Origin of the sequence: Stenotrophomonas sp. GD03877, from assembly GCF_029840555.1 — a bacterium.
GTDB classification, from domain to species: domain Bacteria; phylum Pseudomonadota; class Gammaproteobacteria; order Xanthomonadales; family Xanthomonadaceae; genus Stenotrophomonas; species Stenotrophomonas geniculata.
The window spans coordinates 133,522-149,104 of record NZ_JAOCCT010000005.1 but is presented as its reverse complement, the minus strand read 5'-3'; the positions used below and the strand labels follow the sequence as shown (position 1 = coordinate 149,104).

Here is a 15,583-nt window from a genome sequence, read left to right as displayed (position 1 = left end):
GCCACGGATGACCAAGAATCCTTCATCAGACGCCACTTTGCCGAAAGGCATCCATCGAAGCTGGAAGCTGCCGGATAAGTCGCTGGGTGACTTGTGGGATTCGATCGTGATGGACGAAGCCATCAAAAAACAGTTGCTGTCACAAGCGATCGTCAACTTCACGGTGCGCCCCAAGGTGGAGCGCACGGTACTCCCCCTGCACGGCGTGATCTTGTTGGTCGGCCCGCCGGGGACTGGGAAGACCTCCTTGGCACGGGGCTTGGCGCATCGTGTGGCCGAATCTTTTTCTTCTGCGAAGTTTCGATTGCTGGAAGTGGAGCCTCACACGCTGACGAGCTCTGCAATGGGAAAGACTCAACGCGCCGTGGCAGACCTGTTCTCGCAATCGATCGCAGAATCCGCAGCGGCGGGCCCGACGATCGTCCTTCTGGACGAGGTCGAAACGCTTGCGGCTGATCGAGCGAAGCTCAGCCTGGAAGCCAACCCGGTTGATGTGCACCGGGCCACCGACGCGGTGTTGGTGCAGTTGGACATGTTGGCCGAACGCAACCCGCATCTGCTGTTCGTGGCCACCAGCAACTTCCCACAGGCCGTCGACAGTGCCTTCCTATCTCGTTGCGACATGGTGATGGAGGTGCCACTGCCCGGCAAGGATGCCTGCAAGCAGATCCTAGTGGACTGCCTGAATGGCCTGGCAAAGACATTTCCGGGGATTGGCAAGCTTTCCTCGGCTCACCAGTTCGACGCGTGCGCTGGCGAGTGCGTCGGATTGGATGGTCGGGCCATTCGCAAGGTCGTAGCCAACGCCCTCGCGGCCGACCCGCAAGTGGCTATCGATCCGAACAAGCTTTCCGTAGAGCACTTGCGCAGTGCGATACGACAGGCAAAGCAAATGCGCCTTCAAGGAGGGAAGCAAAAATGACCACCGTTGTCAGCCGGACGTTTCGCAGCTCGCCGCACCGCGATGCGTTGCAGACATGGGATGCCATTGTCGAACTGCTCACTCAGGGCAAGGACGGCACGGCTCGCTCTGAACTCAGGGCCGTGACGGGCGTGGCCGCCAGCTTGATCGCCGACCAGGCACCCAAGAGCGCGCCCATCGTTGCGACATGCGATGGACCACGGACCAGGATCTACTGCCTCTTCGACGAAGACGCGATCTATGGTGATGATGCCAACGAAGAAGTCTTGGGGTTCGAGCCGTTGAAGGGAGACTGGGGAGTCTCGCTGCCGTGTCCGAAGGAGCAGCTCGGCTGGGTGCAAAGCGCGCTCAAAAAGCACAGTTCTCGCATCATTGCACGGGACTTGAGCCAAGGAATTGCCACGCAGGCGCAGGCCGATGCTGGGCAAGCGCTGTCGCTCGACCTCGGAGGTTTCCTCAAGTCATGAGCACCGTCGCCACCTACTCGTACACGCACTCGGTTACCTATGTGACCGACAACATCCTCAAGAGCTTGAAAGACATCATCCTGCTCAGTGGGCTGGACCCTGAGCACTTTGCGGATCGCTGGGAGAGCAATACCCGAGCCATCAAGACGTGGCTCGGGACCGGTGATCTGCGCAAGGTGATTCTGGAGATCTACAACCCGGCAACCGACAAGCTCGTGACCCGATGGGATATCGACATCGTGTATGGGTGGTCCGATGGCGACGGCAGCTTCTGGACAGATACCGAGCAGTTGAAGTACGCGATCAAGAAAGCTGGGCTGCTGCCATCGCAGGCCAAGTACAAGTTAATGCTCGATACAAAGCCAGGGCGACCTGATGTGGAGGGATGGAGCAAAGGAAGTTATCGCTCGACGGATGGAATGGTCAAGCAGAGCCTAGGCTCGACTGTCGAACACAGCGGCCTGGCGGGTCAGGCCGGATATTGGAGGCAACGCTGATGCTGTCGATCGATGAAGCTTTTCGCAAGTTCAAGTCGCGTCTGGAACTCAACGAACGCGAACAGAAGAATGCCTCGCAACGCCAGAACGAAGTGCGGGACTACCTGCAGACCAAGTTCGGCATTGCGCGCAGCTTCCTGACCGGTTCCTATGCTCGATACACGAAGACGAAGCCGCTCAAGGATATCGACATCTTCTTCGTGCTGAAGGACTCGGAGAAGCATTACCACGGCAAGGCCGCATCGGTAGTGCTGGATGATTTCCACTCTGCATTGGTGGAGAAATACGGTTCGGCGGCCGTGCGCAAACAGGCGCGCTCGATCAACGTGGATTTCGGTGTTCACATCGACGCGGAGGACAACACGGACTACCGGGTGGTCAGCGTGGATGCGGTGCCCGCATTCGATACCGGCGACCAGTATGAGATCCCCGATACGGCGTCCGGAAAGTGGATCAAGACGGACCCGGAGATCCATAAGGACAAGGCGACCGCAGCGCACCAAGCCTATGGCAATGAGTGGAAAGGTCTCGTGCGCATGGTGAAGTACTGGAACAACAATCCCAAGCACGGCGATCTGAAGCCGGTGAAGCCCTCGTTCCTGATCGAGGTAATGGCCCTTGAGTGTCTTTACGGCGGCTGGGGAGGATCGTTCGATCGCGAGATCCAGTCGTTCTTTGCCACGCTTGCCGATCGAGTTCATGACGAGTGGCCGGATCCCGCCGGACTTGGCCCGGCGATCAGCAACGATATGGATGCCGCGCGCAAGCAGCGCGCGCAGCAGCTGCTGTTCCAGGCGAGCCAAGACGCAAGCATCGCCATCGACCACGCGCGTCGTGGTCGCAATATCGAAGCGCTTCGCGCCTGGCGCGCACTGTTTGGCCCCAAGTTCCCACTGTCCTGATTCCATCGGCTTCCATACACGTCCCATCGAGGTACAGCATGTCCCAGTGGTCGCTTTCCCAGCTCCTGTCGTCCCTGCATGAGGACATCCAGCAGCGCTTGTCCGTAGTACGCAAGACCTTCGGTCACCCGGGTACGAAGGGGGATGCGAGCGAGAACGTCTGGATCGACATGCTGGATACCTATCTGCCCAAACGGTACCAGGCGGCCAAGGCGCATGTGGTGGACAGCCTGGGGAACTTCAGCCAGCAGATCGATGTGGTGGTGTTTGATCGGCAATATTCGCCTTTTATCTTCACCTACGAGAACGAGACGATCATTCCAGCCGAAAGCGTGTACGCCGTTTTCGAGGCCAAGCAGACGGCTGACGCGGGGCTTGTGGCCTATGCCCAGGAGAAGGTCGCCAGTGTGCGCAGGCTGCACCGCACGAGCCTGCCGATCCCGCACGCTGGCGGGACCTACCCAGCGAAGCCGTTGATTCCGATTCTGGGTGGCTTGCTCACCTTCGAGAGCGAATGGAGTCCTGCATTGGGTCCATCCATGGACAAGGCGCTGAACGCAAACCTCACCGAGGGGCGTCTGGACATCGGATGCGTTGCCGCCCACGGGCACTTTTTCTATGACCAAGCCAGCGGCGCGTACAGCTACACCAACGAAAACAAGCCGGCGACCGCGTTTCTTTTCAAGCTGATCGCGCAGCTTCAGTTCAGTGGAACGGTCCCCATGATCGATGTGGAGGCTTACGGTCAGTGGTTGACCAAGTGAGGGGGCGCTGTGGCAAGCATACGTTCGGAGTACCACCGGTTCCTGGCGCACTTGGCGCAGCGGCACGTGCACGACGACGTGCGCCGGCTGGCGCACCTGGTGCTCGATCACCTGCAGCCACTGGCCGAGGTCGGTGCTGCACGCCGGGGGCGCTCCACGCGCTTGGCGCCGCTGGCCATCGCGCATCTGGCGCAGATGCCTGTCGCCTACGACGGGGACGCGCGCGGCCCCGAAAACGGGCCGGCGCTCGGGCGACTGCACCAGCTCGAAGTCGGGCCGTTTCGAGGATTCATGCGGCAGGAGACGTTCGACCTCAGCCATGACATCACCTTGGTCTACGGTGCCAACGGCACCGGCAAGAGCAGCTTCTGCGAAGCCTTGGAAGTGGCGATGCTCGGTTCGATCAGCGAAGCGCAGGCCAAGCGGGTCGACCAGCGGACGTACTGCAACAACGCTCGCCTGCGCCGCCACGTCGCGCCAGTCCTGTCGTCTACGGCGGCGGGCGAAGCGCAGGCCGTCCAGCCCGACGAAGCTGAGTATCGCTTCTGCTTCATCGAGAAGAACCGCCTCGACGATTTCGCCCGAATCGCCGCGCGGACCCCGAGCGATCAGCGCCAGCTCATCGCCACCCTGTTCGGCGTGGACCAGTTCAGCGAGTTCGTGCGCGGCTTCAACCCCTCGCTCGATCAGGACCTGATGCTTGCCGGCGTGCAGGCGGCGCAGCTGGCGCAGCGTCGCCTGCGGTTGGCGAACTCCGAACAGACCATCGCCGCCTACCCGCAGAAGATCGCAGCGGTCGAGGGCCTGGAACAAGCTTTGGCGCAGCGCATGTCACCTGGCGCGACCTATCAAGCCTGCGTGGACTGGCTGCTGGGTACGCCGCAGCAGCAAGGACGGCTACCGTATGTCCAGGCTCAGCTGGACGCCAACCCGCCTGCCATTCACGAGGTGACCCAGGCCCGCCTGCAAGCGTTGCTGGCAGAGGCCTACCGCGTCCAGGGACTGTGGCAAGCGTCTTCCGCGCAACTCGCGGCCCGCGCGGGCGAGGTGTCGTACGCGAAGCTCTACGAGGCCGTGCAAGCGTTGGCGGACGGGGCGACCGCGTGTCCGGCATGTGGAACCGGACTGGCCGCTGTGGCACAGGACCCGTTCGCCAGGGCGCGAATGGGCCTGGAGCAGCTCGCGCAACTGGCCGTCCTGCAGCAGCAAGAGGCCGGGCATCGGACGCAGTTGAGCGAGGCGGTCCGAGCGCTGTGGGACGAAATGCGCCGCGTGGTGGCGGCGGCTGGGGTCGCTTGTCCTGCCGAATCGCAGGCCGCGGGCCTGCCACTGCTGCCTCCCACGTCGGCGGGCAATTGGCTCGGCGGCTGGGTGAATGGGGACCAGCGCGCCTGGCAAGCCCTCTTACGGATCGCACAGATCATCGAAGGCTTCGACGCGCAGGCGCGCGACGTGCATGCCCAGCGCGGCGCGATGGCCCAGGAGCGGGACCGCCTGCAACAGCATCAGCTGGAGATCGAACGGCTGCGGACCATGCGCACGACTGCGGATCAGGAGCTGGCGGCCGCCCGCCAAACCGTGGCCCAATTCGACGACGCGAACCGCGGCCTGATCCAGGCGGCCACGGACGAAATGCCGGTGGTGGTGCACCATCAGCGGGTCAAGGCCGCCTACGACGGCTTCCTACCCGAGATTCAGGCATACCTGACCGCTCTGCCGGGGGTTCTGCTACAGGGGCTGGGAGACCAAGCCCGCCATCTCTACAACGCATTCAACCGGGCCGATCCGCCCGGCGATCTGCTGCACGCGCTGTGGTTGCCCGTGGCCGAGAACGGCAAGATCGAGGTGGAGTTCGCCGGCGAGCCGGGCGTGCGCTACGACGCGTTGATCGTCTTCAGCGAAGGGCACATCAAATGCTTGGGTCTGGCGATTCTGCTTGCCAAGAACCTCGCGCAGGGCTGCCCCGTGGTCATCTTCGATGACGTCGTCAATGCGATAGACGACGACCATCGCGATGGCATCTGGCGTACCTTCTTCGAGGACGGTTTGCTCCACGGCAAGCAGGTTATCCTCACCTCGCACGCAGAGGAGTTCCTGCACCGCATCCAGCAGGAGTTGGGCGTGCGCCGCGCCGCGGCCATCAAGCGCTACAAGTTTCTCCCGCATCAGGGAGAGCACGAACTGCGGGTCGACAGCGACCCGCCAGCGAAGAACTATGTTCTTCTGGCCCAGCAGGCGTTGGCGGCTGACGAGAAACGCGAGGCACTGCGCCAGGCCCGGCCGGCGCTGGAGAGTCTGACGGACCGCCTGTGGACGTGGCTGGGTCGGCGGGCGGACGGCCGGATCGACATCAAGCTGAGCGGGCCCCGCGCGCCTTGGGAGCTGAACAATAAATGCACCAAGTTGCGGTCGGCCGTCGAGCGTATCGCGGCGCAACATGCGGGTGCGCCGGATGCCGTAGGGGCGTTGGTCAGGCTGCTCAATGTCAGCGGTACGAGTATTGAATGGGGTTACCTCAATAGCGGTGTGCACGACGCTCAGCGCGATCATGAGTTCGATCGGGCGACGGTAAGAACGGTCGTCGAGGCGGTTACGGCGTTGGATGCTGCTCTTGATACCCTGCAGAACCGATGAACGGCACACGGCTTTGCAGAGCAGTGCCGCCCGTGTCACCTCATAAGTACTTCTTGAAGCTGCCTGCGGTCAGGCTGACTGCCATCCCCAGCAACGCCGCGCTGGGCAGCAGGATGACCAGAGGATGCACCGCTATGGGCAGTGCGAGATAGGTGACCCAAGGCAGCACGGCCAACGGCATCAGGCTGGCCTTCGCGCGGTGGTAGATGAAGCCGGATTCGCGGCCCGCGCCGAACCGGCGCACATCCCGTCGCACCAGGCCGTCGATCAGGCCGACGAATGCTGCAGTGAGGATCAGCGGCAGCGTGAGTACCAGGACCAGCAGGCGCACCAGGAAGGTGAGCGTCGTGAAGGCCGCAGCGATCAGGTAGCTTTCGGCCCAGACATAGACTTGGCTGATGTAGTAGCGGAAGTTGCGGCTCTGCCCGTGGCTGGCCGCGCGGGCGCGCTCGGCGGTCTGGCTCATGCGCTCCAGCAACCCCGAGCGCACGAACACCCACTCGTACCCGGTATCCACCAGCTCGTGCGCCGTGCGCCCGGGCTCCTGCACCACCACGCTGCGCGTGAAGTGGTTGGACAGGTGCCCGAGTTCGTACTGCAGCATCTGCTGGGAGTGGCGCCAGCCCTGGTCCTTCCAGAACAGGTGCATGCCGACGCACTCCACCACGATCGAGAACAGCAGCGAGCCGATGAGCACCCCGAGCAGCCGGAACGGCAAGGTGATGGTGCCGACGATCAGCCCCTGGCGCTGGTTCTGCTCCCGCTGCGCGGTCGAGGCGGCATCCTTCATGGTGCGGCCTCGCCGGTGCTGTCGTCGGCGCCGGTGGCCACCGCGTCAGGCTCGGCTGGAGCGGCGTCATCCAGCAGGTCGTCGGGCAAGGCTGCATGCGGCAAGGCTGCGGAACTGGTGAACTCCCACCACTGCGTGGCCTCGCTGTAGCTCTGGCGCATATACCCGGCCAGTTGCTGCAAGTCCGTCGGCATCACTTCATCGGGGTCTGGCGCCGGAAGCGGCATGCGCACCTTCCAAAGCTGGCCGCCCTGCAGCAGCGCGAAGCATTGGCCCTTGGGCAGACCGACGACGTGTGACGGCTCGATCATCGGCACGCTGGCCATGCTGATGCGGTCCTGGGTGTTCGACGTGAAGTCCGTCGCGCCGCGGATGTCTGAGCTGTCCGTCGCGCCCGAGACGATGGTGGTCGTATAGACCTCGACCTTCGGCAACTGCCTCGTCAGCAGTTCCGCGGTGGCCGTCTCGCGCACGCGCAACATGAATAAATTGTTGAAATTCCCGATCACTTGGCCGGCCTTCGCGCGGTTGCCGATGCGGGCCTCGATGTCCGAAAGCGTTTGCGTGTAGGCGGTGACTTGCAGGCCCGCGCCACCGCCCTTGTTGATGAGCGGAATGAACTCGTCACCCATCAATTCATTGAACTCGTCCGCATGCACGTTGATCGGCACGCGCGCACCAGCCGATGCGCCCGGCAGGCCATCGTCGATTCCGTGCTTGTAGATGTGCCCAGCCACCGAGACGAGATCGCTGAACATCGAGTTGCCGACCGCTGCGGCGACCTCCGCATCGGACAGCGCGTCCAAGCCGACATAGACGACGGCGCGCTTCCTGATCACCTGCATCCAGTCGAAGATCGGGCGCGGGTCGGCCAGGTCGGAGTAGTTCGGCGCCAGGAGCTGGGCGATCTTGCCGCTCGTGAGCTTTTCCAGCAGCGGCAGCAGCGATGCAACGATCTTGTCGAAGTAGGTCTTGTCGTAGCGCACCGCCGAGCGCAGGCCATCGAGCACAGGGTCGTAGTTGCGCGCCTGGGAGAGGTATTGCTCCAGCGCCACCACACGCTTCTCGCGCCCGATCATGTTCCTTGGGATGTTCTTCTCGTTGAGCTTGGCCTCGATCTGGACGATCACCTCCCAGGCCTTGGGCTCCGTCTTGGCAAAGTAGTGCTGGGCGTACTCAATGAACAGCGCGTCGATGTTGATGACGTGGCGCTGGATCAGCATGTAGTCCGGGCGCTGCCCCAGTTCCACCAGGGCGCGGGCGATGATGTTCACGAAGCGCCATGCGAACTCGCGGAACGCCGCGCTGTTGCCTTCGCCGGAGAGCTGCCCCGCGATGCGTGTCGCCACTTCCGAGATCCGACCGAAGCGGCCCACGGCGTTGTAGCGGGCGCTGATTTCCGGCCAGCCCAAGTGGAAGATGTAGAACTCGCCTTCGCGGCCAGCGCGCTGGGCTTCGACGTACATCCGTTTCAAGAGATCGGCATCCCCCTTGGGGTCGATGACGATGACGACCTCATGCTCGCCGGCAGCATTCCTGCGACGGATGTCCTGCGTGACGAACAACTCGGCCAGGCGCGTCTTGCCCACCCGCGTGGTGCCCAGCACCAGCGAGTGCCCGACGCGCTCGCCCAGCGGCAGGCTGACGTCCACTTCGTCGGGCTCGATGCCGTGCAGCCTTGGCAGGCCGCCGACAGGCGGCAACGGGCGCACGGGGTTGAAAGGCGCGTCCCAGCCGGTGAGCTTCGGCAGGCGCGAGAGCGGCAATGGCGCGAACTCCAGCCGTTCCTCCAGGCGCCTGGTCAGCCGGTAGGCCGGCGTCGGCTCGACGTAGCGGCGGAACTCGGGCCGGTACGTCTGCATCAGCCGATGCGTGTGCTTCTGCTCCCAGAGAAAGCCGCGCCCCACGAATAGGCGCTGCTGGCTGACCGGCACGTCCTTGCTGGTCATCACGTAACGCGGCAGACGGCGGATGTTGCGCCGGTAGCGCAGGATGATGCGGGCATCGCGGTAGCGGATCGCGCCGTAGGCGCCGAACGCCAAGGCGCTGCCGATGCCCATGGCCGGGCTCAGCGCGAGCGACCATGGGGCCACCAGGCACAGAAACGCGGCGCCTGCACACGCCGCGACGGTGTATAGCTCCACCGCTGGGCGTAGCAGAACCTCGACCGGCTGTTTGCCCGACATGGCTTCATTGCTCGATGCCGGTGGCCGTGATCAGCGCCGGGTAGTGCCGCAGGCCCAGGCGATCGGCCAGGTCGTCGCCGGCCACGGGCGCGAGCGGCACGCCCGGCACCAGGGCGCGCAGCCGCGCCAGGCCCTGCGCGGTCTCGACGTTGACGACCAGGCCGACCGCGCCACGTTCGCGCAAAGCGGCGGCGCGGCGCTGCAACCAGGCCCGGGAAGCCTCGTCGTCGCCGATGACCACGAACGGCCGCAGGCCGGGCGCTTCGATCACCCGTCGCGCGACGGTGCCGGGCGTGAGCTTGGCGCTGCGCACCGGCAGCATCGCGGCTTCGTCCGCCCGTGTGGCAGGAACCTGGGGCGTCGGGATGGACGGCCGCGCCGGTGCGTTGGCGCGCGGCTGGAGATTCAGGGCTTCGTAGTACGGCAATGCCGACGTGCCGCCACGGTCCTCGACAACGATCAGTGGCTCGCCGGCACGCGAGGCCAGCGGCAGGCCTGACAGCAGCATGAGTAGGCCCGTGAACGCGAGATGGGCGGGATGGGGTTTCGTCATGGGGAGGTCTCCTGGCGCGCCGCGAGGACCGCGGCGGCTGGTCGCGTGCCCTGCACGCGGGCAAGGTGGCGCGACACGCTGCGCCGATAGCGGGCGGCGGGCTCGCCGCCTGCGGGGCGGTGGTAGCGGCCGATCGCCAGCAGCCAGTCCTCGCCGGGGGTGTGCTGCTCCTTCAGGATCTCGGCGGCAACGGCCAGGTTGCGATACGGATCCAGCAGGTCGCACGCGCCGGTAAAGCGGTGCTTGTGGTAGCCGAGGTTGATCTGGCCCAGGCCCGCATCAATGCGCGTGTGCGGCGTGGCGCGCATCGCCTGCTGCAGGCCAGCGCAGGCGTCGGCGCGCGTGGCGAAGCGGCGCGACTGGCCGGCGACGTTGAGGGACCACGGCCACGGCACCAGGCGCCCGTTGCGCCGGATGCCGCTCTCCTGCAAGGCCACGGCGTAGAGCACGGTCGAGGGGATGCCTGCGCGCTGGGCGGCAAGCTGGTAAGCCGGTGGCGGAACCTCCTGGGCCAGGGCGGCAACGGCATACAGGCCGGCAGTGAGCACCAGTGCGCGCAGGGGCATGGCTACGGCTGGCGCTGCCATTGGCCGTTCACTTCGCGCACGGCGGCGGGCAGATCGCCGGGCAGGCCCAGTGACAGCCAGCGGCCGCCGTCGTGGTTGAGCGTGATGCTGCCGGCGCGCACGCGCGCCGGGTCGATCTGCGCGCGCTTGGCCCAGTCGCGGATGCGCGCGTCATCCTGGCGGCTGCCCACCATGTACAGGTCGAACTCCGCGCCCGAGGATTGCAGGCGCTGCACGAGCTGTCCGCAGGCTGCGCAGCCGTCCTTGACGAACACCGCCATGCGGCCGCTGCCGCGCAAGGGACTGCTGGATGGGCCGGCGCCCGGCTTGTCGTCGGGCAGGTTCACGCGCTGCATCCCCGGATTCAGGCGCTGCCAGGCCTCGTCGTAGGCGCGCTGGTAGGCGAGCAGCTTCTCGACGCGGCGCGCTTCCACCTGCACCTGCAGTTCCGCATAGCGGCGCCGTTCTTCGTCCGTGCGAGCTTCGATGCCCAGGGCGGACAGCGGGTCCAGGTTGGGCGAGTAGATACCCAGCGGCCCATCCATCAGCTCGCGGTAGCGTGCCCATTCTTGTGGCTGCAAGCCCCATTCGGTTGCCACCCGGTCGTCCAGCACGCGGGCGGCCAGCGGGCGCTCCTGGCTCTGTGCGTTGCGCGCCGAGGTCGTTGCGGGCTGCTGCGCCCAGGCGGGCCATTGCGACGACGCCACCAGGACCGCGAAAAGGAGGATCGACGGCTTCATGGGGTGCTCCGGTCAGGGAATCGCCACGCGGCGGGTCTGGTTGCCGGCCTGGAACACTGCGGTGTTGCCCTCGATCGCCTGCAGGCGCCACGGGCCGACCGCATCCCCGGGCAGCAGCACCTGAAGTTGGGCGGGCGTGAAGTCCCCGATGCTCGGCGCGACGGACACGCTGCGCTGGCCGGCGCGCAGTTCGGCGCCGACGACGCGGAATGGCAGCGGCGGCAGCTCGGTCTTGGAGGCGGCGGACGTGCGCGATGCGCGCCGCTGGGCGGGTGCGGTGGCACGCGCGGCGGCTTGGCGCGCCTTGATCTGCTCGACCTCCGCGCGCAGCGCCTGGAGGTCGTCGGCCGCTGCGTAGCCACTGAGAGATTTCTCGACCTGGGCCGCGCGTGCTTCCAGAATCTGGCGGGTGTCTTTGAGGTCAGCGTCCGTCGCGACGGCCGGGCGCTGCTGGATGGCCTCGATCGTCTCGGCCAAGCCAGTTGCCTGCGCTTCCAGGCGTTGCAGGCGGGAATCCAGCCGCTCCTGGTCGGCCTGGTCGCTGAGGGCCTGGTAGCCCAGGGCCGCCAAGACGCTGAGGAAGATCAACCAGAGCCACATCAGGCTCTGCACCACCACGGCGGCGGTCGATCGCTGGGCAGGTTGCGGGGCGTTCATGGCTGGCCTCCCGAAACCATGGGTGCCAGCGGGAACGTCTGCACCGCCTCGGTGGCGGGTGGCTCGGATGGGGACTCGGCGACCGCGCGATCGCCGGGCCGCTCGAAGCAGATTTGCCGTGCGCGGTCATCCGCGTGCAGTTCCCAGGCCGGGCCAGCCAGCGTGAGCAGCGCATCGCGCAAGGTCATGGGGCCGAGGTGCAGGTGTACCGCCGGCAACGGCAGCGCGTACAGCTCGATCACGGCATGCGCGGTCTGGCACAGGCCATAGCCGCTGCGTTTGAGCACGTGCCGAAGCCCATCCCCGACCGTGGCGCGGGCATCCTCGGGCATGGACACGTCGATGGTCTGCAACAACAGGTCGCGCTGCGCCGCCATGGGTGCCAGTTCGACCAGTGTGTAGCGGGCGTAGCGCACGACCGGGATGTACTCGGAAGCCTCGGGTTCAGGCGCGGCCAAGACTTCCGCGATGGTGTCGGGCGCGACCGGCGCAGTCGTCGTCGCGCAGCCACCGGCCAGCACCGACCACAGCAGGCCGAGAAATCCCGCCAGAAGGCGGCGTTCGGGATAGTGAAACCACGGTGGAGAGGGGCACATAGCTCGGCGTCCTGAAACATCCAGCCCTCACCATCGCCGCTCAGGCCGCGAGCGGCAGCAAACAATGCGAACCAGGCAGCGTCCGATTTACCGGGAGCGGCAAAAAAAACGGCCCCGAAGGGCCGTAAGTGGAACGTGTCATGCGGCGACAAGCTGCCGGGCCAGTGCGACCTCGACGGAATCACCGTCCTGGTTCAGGACATCGAGCCCGGATTCGGGCACGTCGCCCGAGGTGGACTGCGAGACCATGATCTTCTTGGCCATCAGCTCCAGGCAGGTCATCTGCGAGGAACCGGCGTAGCCGAGGTAGATCACACGCACGGGCTGCTTCTGCCCGATGCGCCAGGAGCGGCGTGCCGCCTGCTGGAGCGAGTACACGTTGTAGCCCGACTGCATGAACACGATCGTCGGGAACTCCAACAGGTCCAGCCCCGTCTTGACCAACTCGGGGTTGGTGATGAGCACGTCGATGCCACGGTCCAGTTGCTCGGCGATCCAGTCTTCGCGGCGGCTGGCATCCACGCTCGCGCGCAGCACCGCCACCTTGAAGCCTTCCTGCTCCAGCAACACCTTCAGGCGCGACGTGGTGTCGCGCGTGCCGGTATAGACCGTGTAGGCCAGGACCTTGCGGCCCTGCGCCTTCTCCTCTTTGCAGATGTCGATCAGCTCACGCTCCTTGGGGCTGATCTCGAACTCGTTGAACTGAGCCGGGACAAACGCCAAGGTGTTGCGCGTGCGCGGATGCACCACGGTCTCCGACCGGAAGCAGCAATCCGGCCAGGCCAGCAGCACGTTGAGGACCACACCCAGCAAGGTCGTATCGCGTCGCGCCAGAGCCTGTTTCAGCTCCGCGGTCAGCCGACCCGCCAGATCGCGGTAGGCCGCGGCTTGCGCCGTGTCCATCGCGACTTCACGGAACTCCTCGTCATACGGCGGCAGGACGTTGCCACCGATGTCCTTGAGCTTGAGAAAGATCGTGAACGGCAGGATGCAGCGCAGCACGCCCTTGGGGCCAAACCCCGGGGCCTTGACCGTGCGCACCGATACCTTGGTGCCCTTGGCCGTCTTGTGCGCCGTGCCGGTGCTCTCGGAGTAGATGTCCTTCAACACCCCGTGATCGCGCATGAACGCCATCGCAGCCGAGGTCATGCTGCCGCTCGTGGTCGGGCGGTAGCCGTCTTCGATCATCCGCCCCGGAAGGGCTCGGAACAGCAGGTGGAACAGGTCGTCCCCGTAGCCGCCCATCAACGTGCCGGTCAGCAGCAAGGTCTTGCGAGCCTTCGCCGCCAGCACGCCCATGGCCTGGCCCTGGGCACTGCCCCCGTTCTTGTACTCATGTGCCTCATCGGCGATGAGCAGGTCGAACGTGCCTTGCGGCAGGTAGCGTTTGATGAACTCGGACGGCTGATAGCCGCCCTCGCCAAAGCCGAACTCCATGTTGGCCATCGCACGTTCCATGCGCGTGGCCTGACGGTCGGAAAACACCAGCTCGCCGTTGCCATCCATGAGGTTGATGAACTCATGGATGTTGTCGCCGAGCATCGACGCCAGGAACCCGTCACCGAACTTTTGCATCAGCTTCTGCGCGGTGACCTCTCCGATGGTCGGTATGCGCTTTAAGGCTTTGAGCACGGCCGAGGACTGGTCGCTGCCGGACAGACTGCGCGGGCGGATCAGTGTCCACAGGGGCGCGGCGCAGTGGCCGCACTTCCTGCGGCACTCCTCGGCTTGGAGCGCGATCGGGTTGACCGGCTCGCCGTCGAGGTCGGTGATGACCGTGCCGCAGTCCGGGCAGGCCGCCACGTCGCCGTGGCGGGTGCGCCGCGTGGTGAAGACAGGCTTCCAGTGAAAGCCCATCCGCATCCTGACGCGCCCCAGGACGAAGAACTCCTGGCCCGTGGGCTGCACGCCCAACTGCTCGCGCAGCTTGATGAGCTTGACGAGCGTATCCGGCCCGTTGAGTACCCACACCTTGGCACCGGCCACCGTCTCCTGGATCTCGCGCCGCCACTTGTAAACCAGGTGGGGCGGCGACAGCACCAGAGTGCGGCGATAGCCTTCGGCGTTGAGCACGGCGGCCGTGGCAATGCCGACGGTCGTCTTGCCGCAGCCCATCTCGCCATTGACGATCGCAGCACGTTCGCCACGGTCGATCAGCAGCTCGGCGGCGGCGTGGACGACTTCGGCCTGGGCTGGGAACAGCTTGCGCTTGAGGCTGGCGACCACCAGTTGCCGGTGCGCCTGCGGTTGGCCGGTATAGACCGGCGGATTAGCGCTGTTGAGGGCGTCGAGTAGTTCGTCGCCGAACTCGCCGACAAAATCCTGAAGGCTCAGGGTCAGAGGGGAAGATTCCGCGTCGAGCAGTTCGCCCTGTACGGGCGCGGATTCAGCGGCAGTGGTTTCGAGATCGAGGGACATGGTGATGCTCCAAAGAAAAATGGGGCATGCACCACCCCCAGCGGGGCAATGGCATGCCCCGTGGTGGGAAGAGAATCGACGCGTGGCTGAGGGTGGTTGAAGGTGCTGGCCTGGGCGGCCCGCAGGTGAACCGTGCTCAGTCTTCGGACGGAAGCACGATGACGGTTGCGCAGCGCTGCGAATCGGTGACGATGCGAATGGCGAGCCCCGGATGGATCACGTAGTGCGATTCCAGCGACGCGCCCGATTGAAGCGCGCTGCTGTTCGTCTGCCATTGCTGGATGTTGACGTCGCCCCAGTCGCCACGGGTGTGGCGCCTGAAGTACGGGATCGGGTCCAGGCGACCCGCGCGGACCAGGCGGTCTACACCTCTGCTGAAGATGAGCGCCCCGATGGGGAACGCCAGCCGCTGGCAGTAGGTTTCGATGCGATGCGATGCCATGGGCTCCTCCTTGATGAGTCATTGAGCCACGACACCCCTGCCGGAGTGAAGTGGCTCCGTCAGGTGGATGAGGATGACGATGTGGGGCCTCAGATCAGGTCCCGCTCTTCGGGAAGCTGGACCACCGTGGTCTGGTGGTCCTCGCTGGTCTTGACGATCAGCGCCAGGTCCGGCGTGATCCTGAACTGCGAGATCATTAGGTTGTCCTGTTGGATCGCCACGTCGTTGGCTTGGCGTGTGGCCTCATCGATCTCGCCCCAGTCCCCGCGCACATGGCGCTGGACATAGGCCAAGGGGTCGATCAGGCCTCGCCGGGCCAGCCAATGCACCTTCTCGCTCAACTTCAACGTACTCGGTGCGAACAACGGTTGCTTGTGCGGCGCAGGCCGCTTGAACGGATTGGGGATCATGGTGTTTCTCCTTCGAGTTGGTACAGCAGGACGGCAGCG

16 protein-coding genes are annotated in these 15,583 nt (G+C 65.2%); 6 read left to right on the top strand and 10 right to left on the bottom strand.

Features of this window, described 5'->3' with window-relative positions; translation table 11 throughout:
- Nucleotides 1-7: 7 nt before the first annotated feature.
- The 6 genes from N5D20_RS05555 to N5D20_RS05530 are packed head-to-tail and all read left to right on the top strand — an operon-like array spanning nucleotide 8 to nucleotide 6,186.
- Nucleotides 8-922 carry an AAA family ATPase gene (locus N5D20_RS05555; protein WP_003050256.1) on the top strand — a complete coding sequence of 305 codons (915 nt, stop codon included), beginning with the start codon at nucleotides 8-10 and terminating at the stop codon, nucleotides 920-922.
- Nucleotides 919-1,389 (top strand): type III CBASS phage resistance system CD-NTase-associated protein Cap8, encoded by a 471-nt coding sequence (gene cap8, locus N5D20_RS05550; RefSeq protein WP_003153638.1) that lies wholly within the window; start codon nucleotides 919-921, stop codon nucleotides 1,387-1,389. Before N5D20_RS05555 ends, cap8 begins: the two co-directional genes overlap by 4 nt.
- A complete protein-coding gene (cap7, locus tag N5D20_RS05545) occupies nucleotides 1,386-1,886 on the top strand; it encodes a type III CBASS phage resistance system CD-NTase-associated protein Cap7 (RefSeq protein WP_003090159.1) in 501 nt (166 codons plus the stop codon). Before cap8 ends, cap7 begins: the two co-directional genes overlap by 4 nt.
- The gene (locus N5D20_RS05540; protein ID WP_003153640.1) at nucleotides 1,886-2,788 is read left to right on the top strand and encodes a CBASS oligonucleotide cyclase; all 903 of its coding nucleotides are present in this window, start codon (nucleotides 1,886-1,888) and stop codon (nucleotides 2,786-2,788) included. The genes cap7 and N5D20_RS05540 overlap by 1 nt, the downstream gene beginning before the upstream one ends.
- Nucleotides 2,789-2,826: 38 nt before the next feature.
- Complete coding sequence (gene nucC, locus N5D20_RS05535) at nucleotides 2,827-3,552, top strand: CBASS effector endonuclease NucC (protein WP_003050273.1); 726 nt, start codon at nucleotides 2,827-2,829, stop codon at nucleotides 3,550-3,552.
- Nucleotides 3,553-3,561: 9 nt separating this feature from the next.
- Nucleotides 3,562-6,186, top strand: coding sequence for an AAA family ATPase (locus tag N5D20_RS05530; protein WP_003153642.1), 2,625 nt, complete (start codon nucleotides 3,562-3,564; stop codon nucleotides 6,184-6,186).
- Between the two features lie 40 nt (nucleotides 6,187-6,226).
- Here N5D20_RS05530 and N5D20_RS05525 read toward each other — a convergent pair whose 3' ends face one another.
- The 10 genes from N5D20_RS05525 to N5D20_RS05480 all read right to left on the bottom strand — a co-directional run bounded on the left by N5D20_RS05525 (nucleotide 6,227) and on the right by N5D20_RS05480 (nucleotide 15,544).
- Nucleotides 6,227-6,976 (bottom strand): TIGR03747 family integrating conjugative element membrane protein, encoded by a 750-nt coding sequence (locus N5D20_RS05525; protein WP_003153644.1) that lies wholly within the window; start codon nucleotides 6,974-6,976, stop codon nucleotides 6,227-6,229.
- Complete coding sequence (traD, locus tag N5D20_RS05520) at nucleotides 6,973-9,162, bottom strand: type IV conjugative transfer system coupling protein TraD (RefSeq protein WP_004350569.1); 2,190 nt, start codon at nucleotides 9,160-9,162, stop codon at nucleotides 6,973-6,975. The genes N5D20_RS05525 and traD overlap by 4 nt, the downstream gene beginning before the upstream one ends.
- 4 nt (nucleotides 9,163-9,166) lie before the next feature.
- Nucleotides 9,167-9,715 carry an integrating conjugative element protein gene (locus N5D20_RS05515; protein WP_003109779.1) on the bottom strand — a complete coding sequence of 183 codons (549 nt, stop codon included), beginning with the start codon at nucleotides 9,713-9,715 and terminating at the stop codon, nucleotides 9,167-9,169.
- A complete protein-coding gene (locus N5D20_RS05510; RefSeq protein ID WP_003109780.1) occupies nucleotides 9,712-10,302 on the bottom strand; it encodes a transglycosylase SLT domain-containing protein in 591 nt (196 codons plus the stop codon). The genes N5D20_RS05515 and N5D20_RS05510 overlap by 4 nt, the downstream gene beginning before the upstream one ends.
- A complete protein-coding gene (locus N5D20_RS05505; protein WP_003098886.1) occupies nucleotides 10,284-11,021 on the bottom strand; it encodes a TIGR03759 family integrating conjugative element protein in 738 nt (245 codons plus the stop codon). Before N5D20_RS05505 ends, N5D20_RS05510 begins: the two co-directional genes overlap by 19 nt.
- Before the next feature lie 12 nt (nucleotides 11,022-11,033).
- A complete protein-coding gene (locus N5D20_RS05500; RefSeq protein ID WP_003098888.1) occupies nucleotides 11,034-11,678 on the bottom strand; it encodes a hypothetical protein in 645 nt (214 codons plus the stop codon).
- Nucleotides 11,675-12,274, bottom strand: coding sequence for a PilL N-terminal domain-containing protein (locus N5D20_RS05495; protein WP_003098890.1), 600 nt, complete (start codon nucleotides 12,272-12,274; stop codon nucleotides 11,675-11,677). The genes N5D20_RS05500 and N5D20_RS05495 overlap by 4 nt, the downstream gene beginning before the upstream one ends.
- A 138-nt stretch (nucleotides 12,275-12,412) precedes the next feature.
- The gene (locus N5D20_RS05490; RefSeq protein WP_004350563.1) at nucleotides 12,413-14,692 is read right to left on the bottom strand and encodes a helicase-related protein; all 2,280 of its coding nucleotides are present in this window, start codon (nucleotides 14,690-14,692) and stop codon (nucleotides 12,413-12,415) included.
- Nucleotides 14,693-14,828: 136 nt separating this feature from the next.
- The gene (locus N5D20_RS05485) at nucleotides 14,829-15,134 is read right to left on the bottom strand and encodes a hypothetical protein (protein WP_003116817.1); all 306 of its coding nucleotides are present in this window, start codon (nucleotides 15,132-15,134) and stop codon (nucleotides 14,829-14,831) included.
- An 89-nt stretch (nucleotides 15,135-15,223) separates the two neighbouring features.
- Nucleotides 15,224-15,544, bottom strand: a complete 321-nt coding sequence (locus N5D20_RS05480; RefSeq protein WP_003116818.1) for a hypothetical protein — start codon at nucleotides 15,542-15,544, stop codon at nucleotides 15,224-15,226.
- Nucleotides 15,545-15,583: the final 39 nt, after the last annotated feature.

Bases quoted from the DNA above. Each gene is read 5' to 3' on its own strand.
- N5D20_RS05555 (WP_003050256.1), top strand. From the start codon at position 8: ATGACCAAGAATCCTTCATCAGACGCCACTTTGCCGAAAGGCATCCAT.
- cap8 (WP_003153638.1), top strand. From the start codon at position 919: ATGACCACCGTTGTCAGCCGGACGTTTCGCAGCTCGCCGCACCGCGAT.
- cap7 (WP_003090159.1), top strand. From the start codon at position 1,386: ATGAGCACCGTCGCCACCTACTCGTACACGCACTCGGTTACCTATGTG.
- N5D20_RS05540 (WP_003153640.1), top strand. From the start codon at position 1,886: ATGCTGTCGATCGATGAAGCTTTTCGCAAGTTCAAGTCGCGTCTGGAA.
- nucC (WP_003050273.1), top strand. From the start codon at position 2,827: ATGTCCCAGTGGTCGCTTTCCCAGCTCCTGTCGTCCCTGCATGAGGAC.
- N5D20_RS05525 (WP_003153644.1), bottom strand. From the start codon at position 6,976: ATGAAGGATGCCGCCTCGACCGCGCAGCGGGAGCAGAACCAGCGCCAG.
- traD (WP_004350569.1), bottom strand. From the start codon at position 9,162: ATGTCGGGCAAACAGCCGGTCGAGGTTCTGCTACGCCCAGCGGTGGAG.
- N5D20_RS05515 (WP_003109779.1), bottom strand. From the start codon at position 9,715: ATGACGAAACCCCATCCCGCCCATCTCGCGTTCACGGGCCTACTCATG.
- N5D20_RS05510 (WP_003109780.1), bottom strand. From the start codon at position 10,302: ATGGCAGCGCCAGCCGTAGCCATGCCCCTGCGCGCACTGGTGCTCACT.
- N5D20_RS05505 (WP_003098886.1), bottom strand. From the start codon at position 11,021: ATGAAGCCGTCGATCCTCCTTTTCGCGGTCCTGGTGGCGTCGTCGCAA.
- N5D20_RS05500 (WP_003098888.1), bottom strand. From the start codon at position 11,678: ATGAACGCCCCGCAACCTGCCCAGCGATCGACCGCCGCCGTGGTGGTG.
- N5D20_RS05495 (WP_003098890.1), bottom strand. From the start codon at position 12,274: ATGTGCCCCTCTCCACCGTGGTTTCACTATCCCGAACGCCGCCTTCTG.
- N5D20_RS05490 (WP_004350563.1), bottom strand. From the start codon at position 14,692: ATGTCCCTCGATCTCGAAACCACTGCCGCTGAATCCGCGCCCGTACAG.
- N5D20_RS05485 (WP_003116817.1), bottom strand. From the start codon at position 15,134: ATGGCATCGCATCGCATCGAAACCTACTGCCAGCGGCTGGCGTTCCCC.
- N5D20_RS05480 (WP_003116818.1), bottom strand. From the start codon at position 15,544: ATGATCCCCAATCCGTTCAAGCGGCCTGCGCCGCACAAGCAACCGTTG.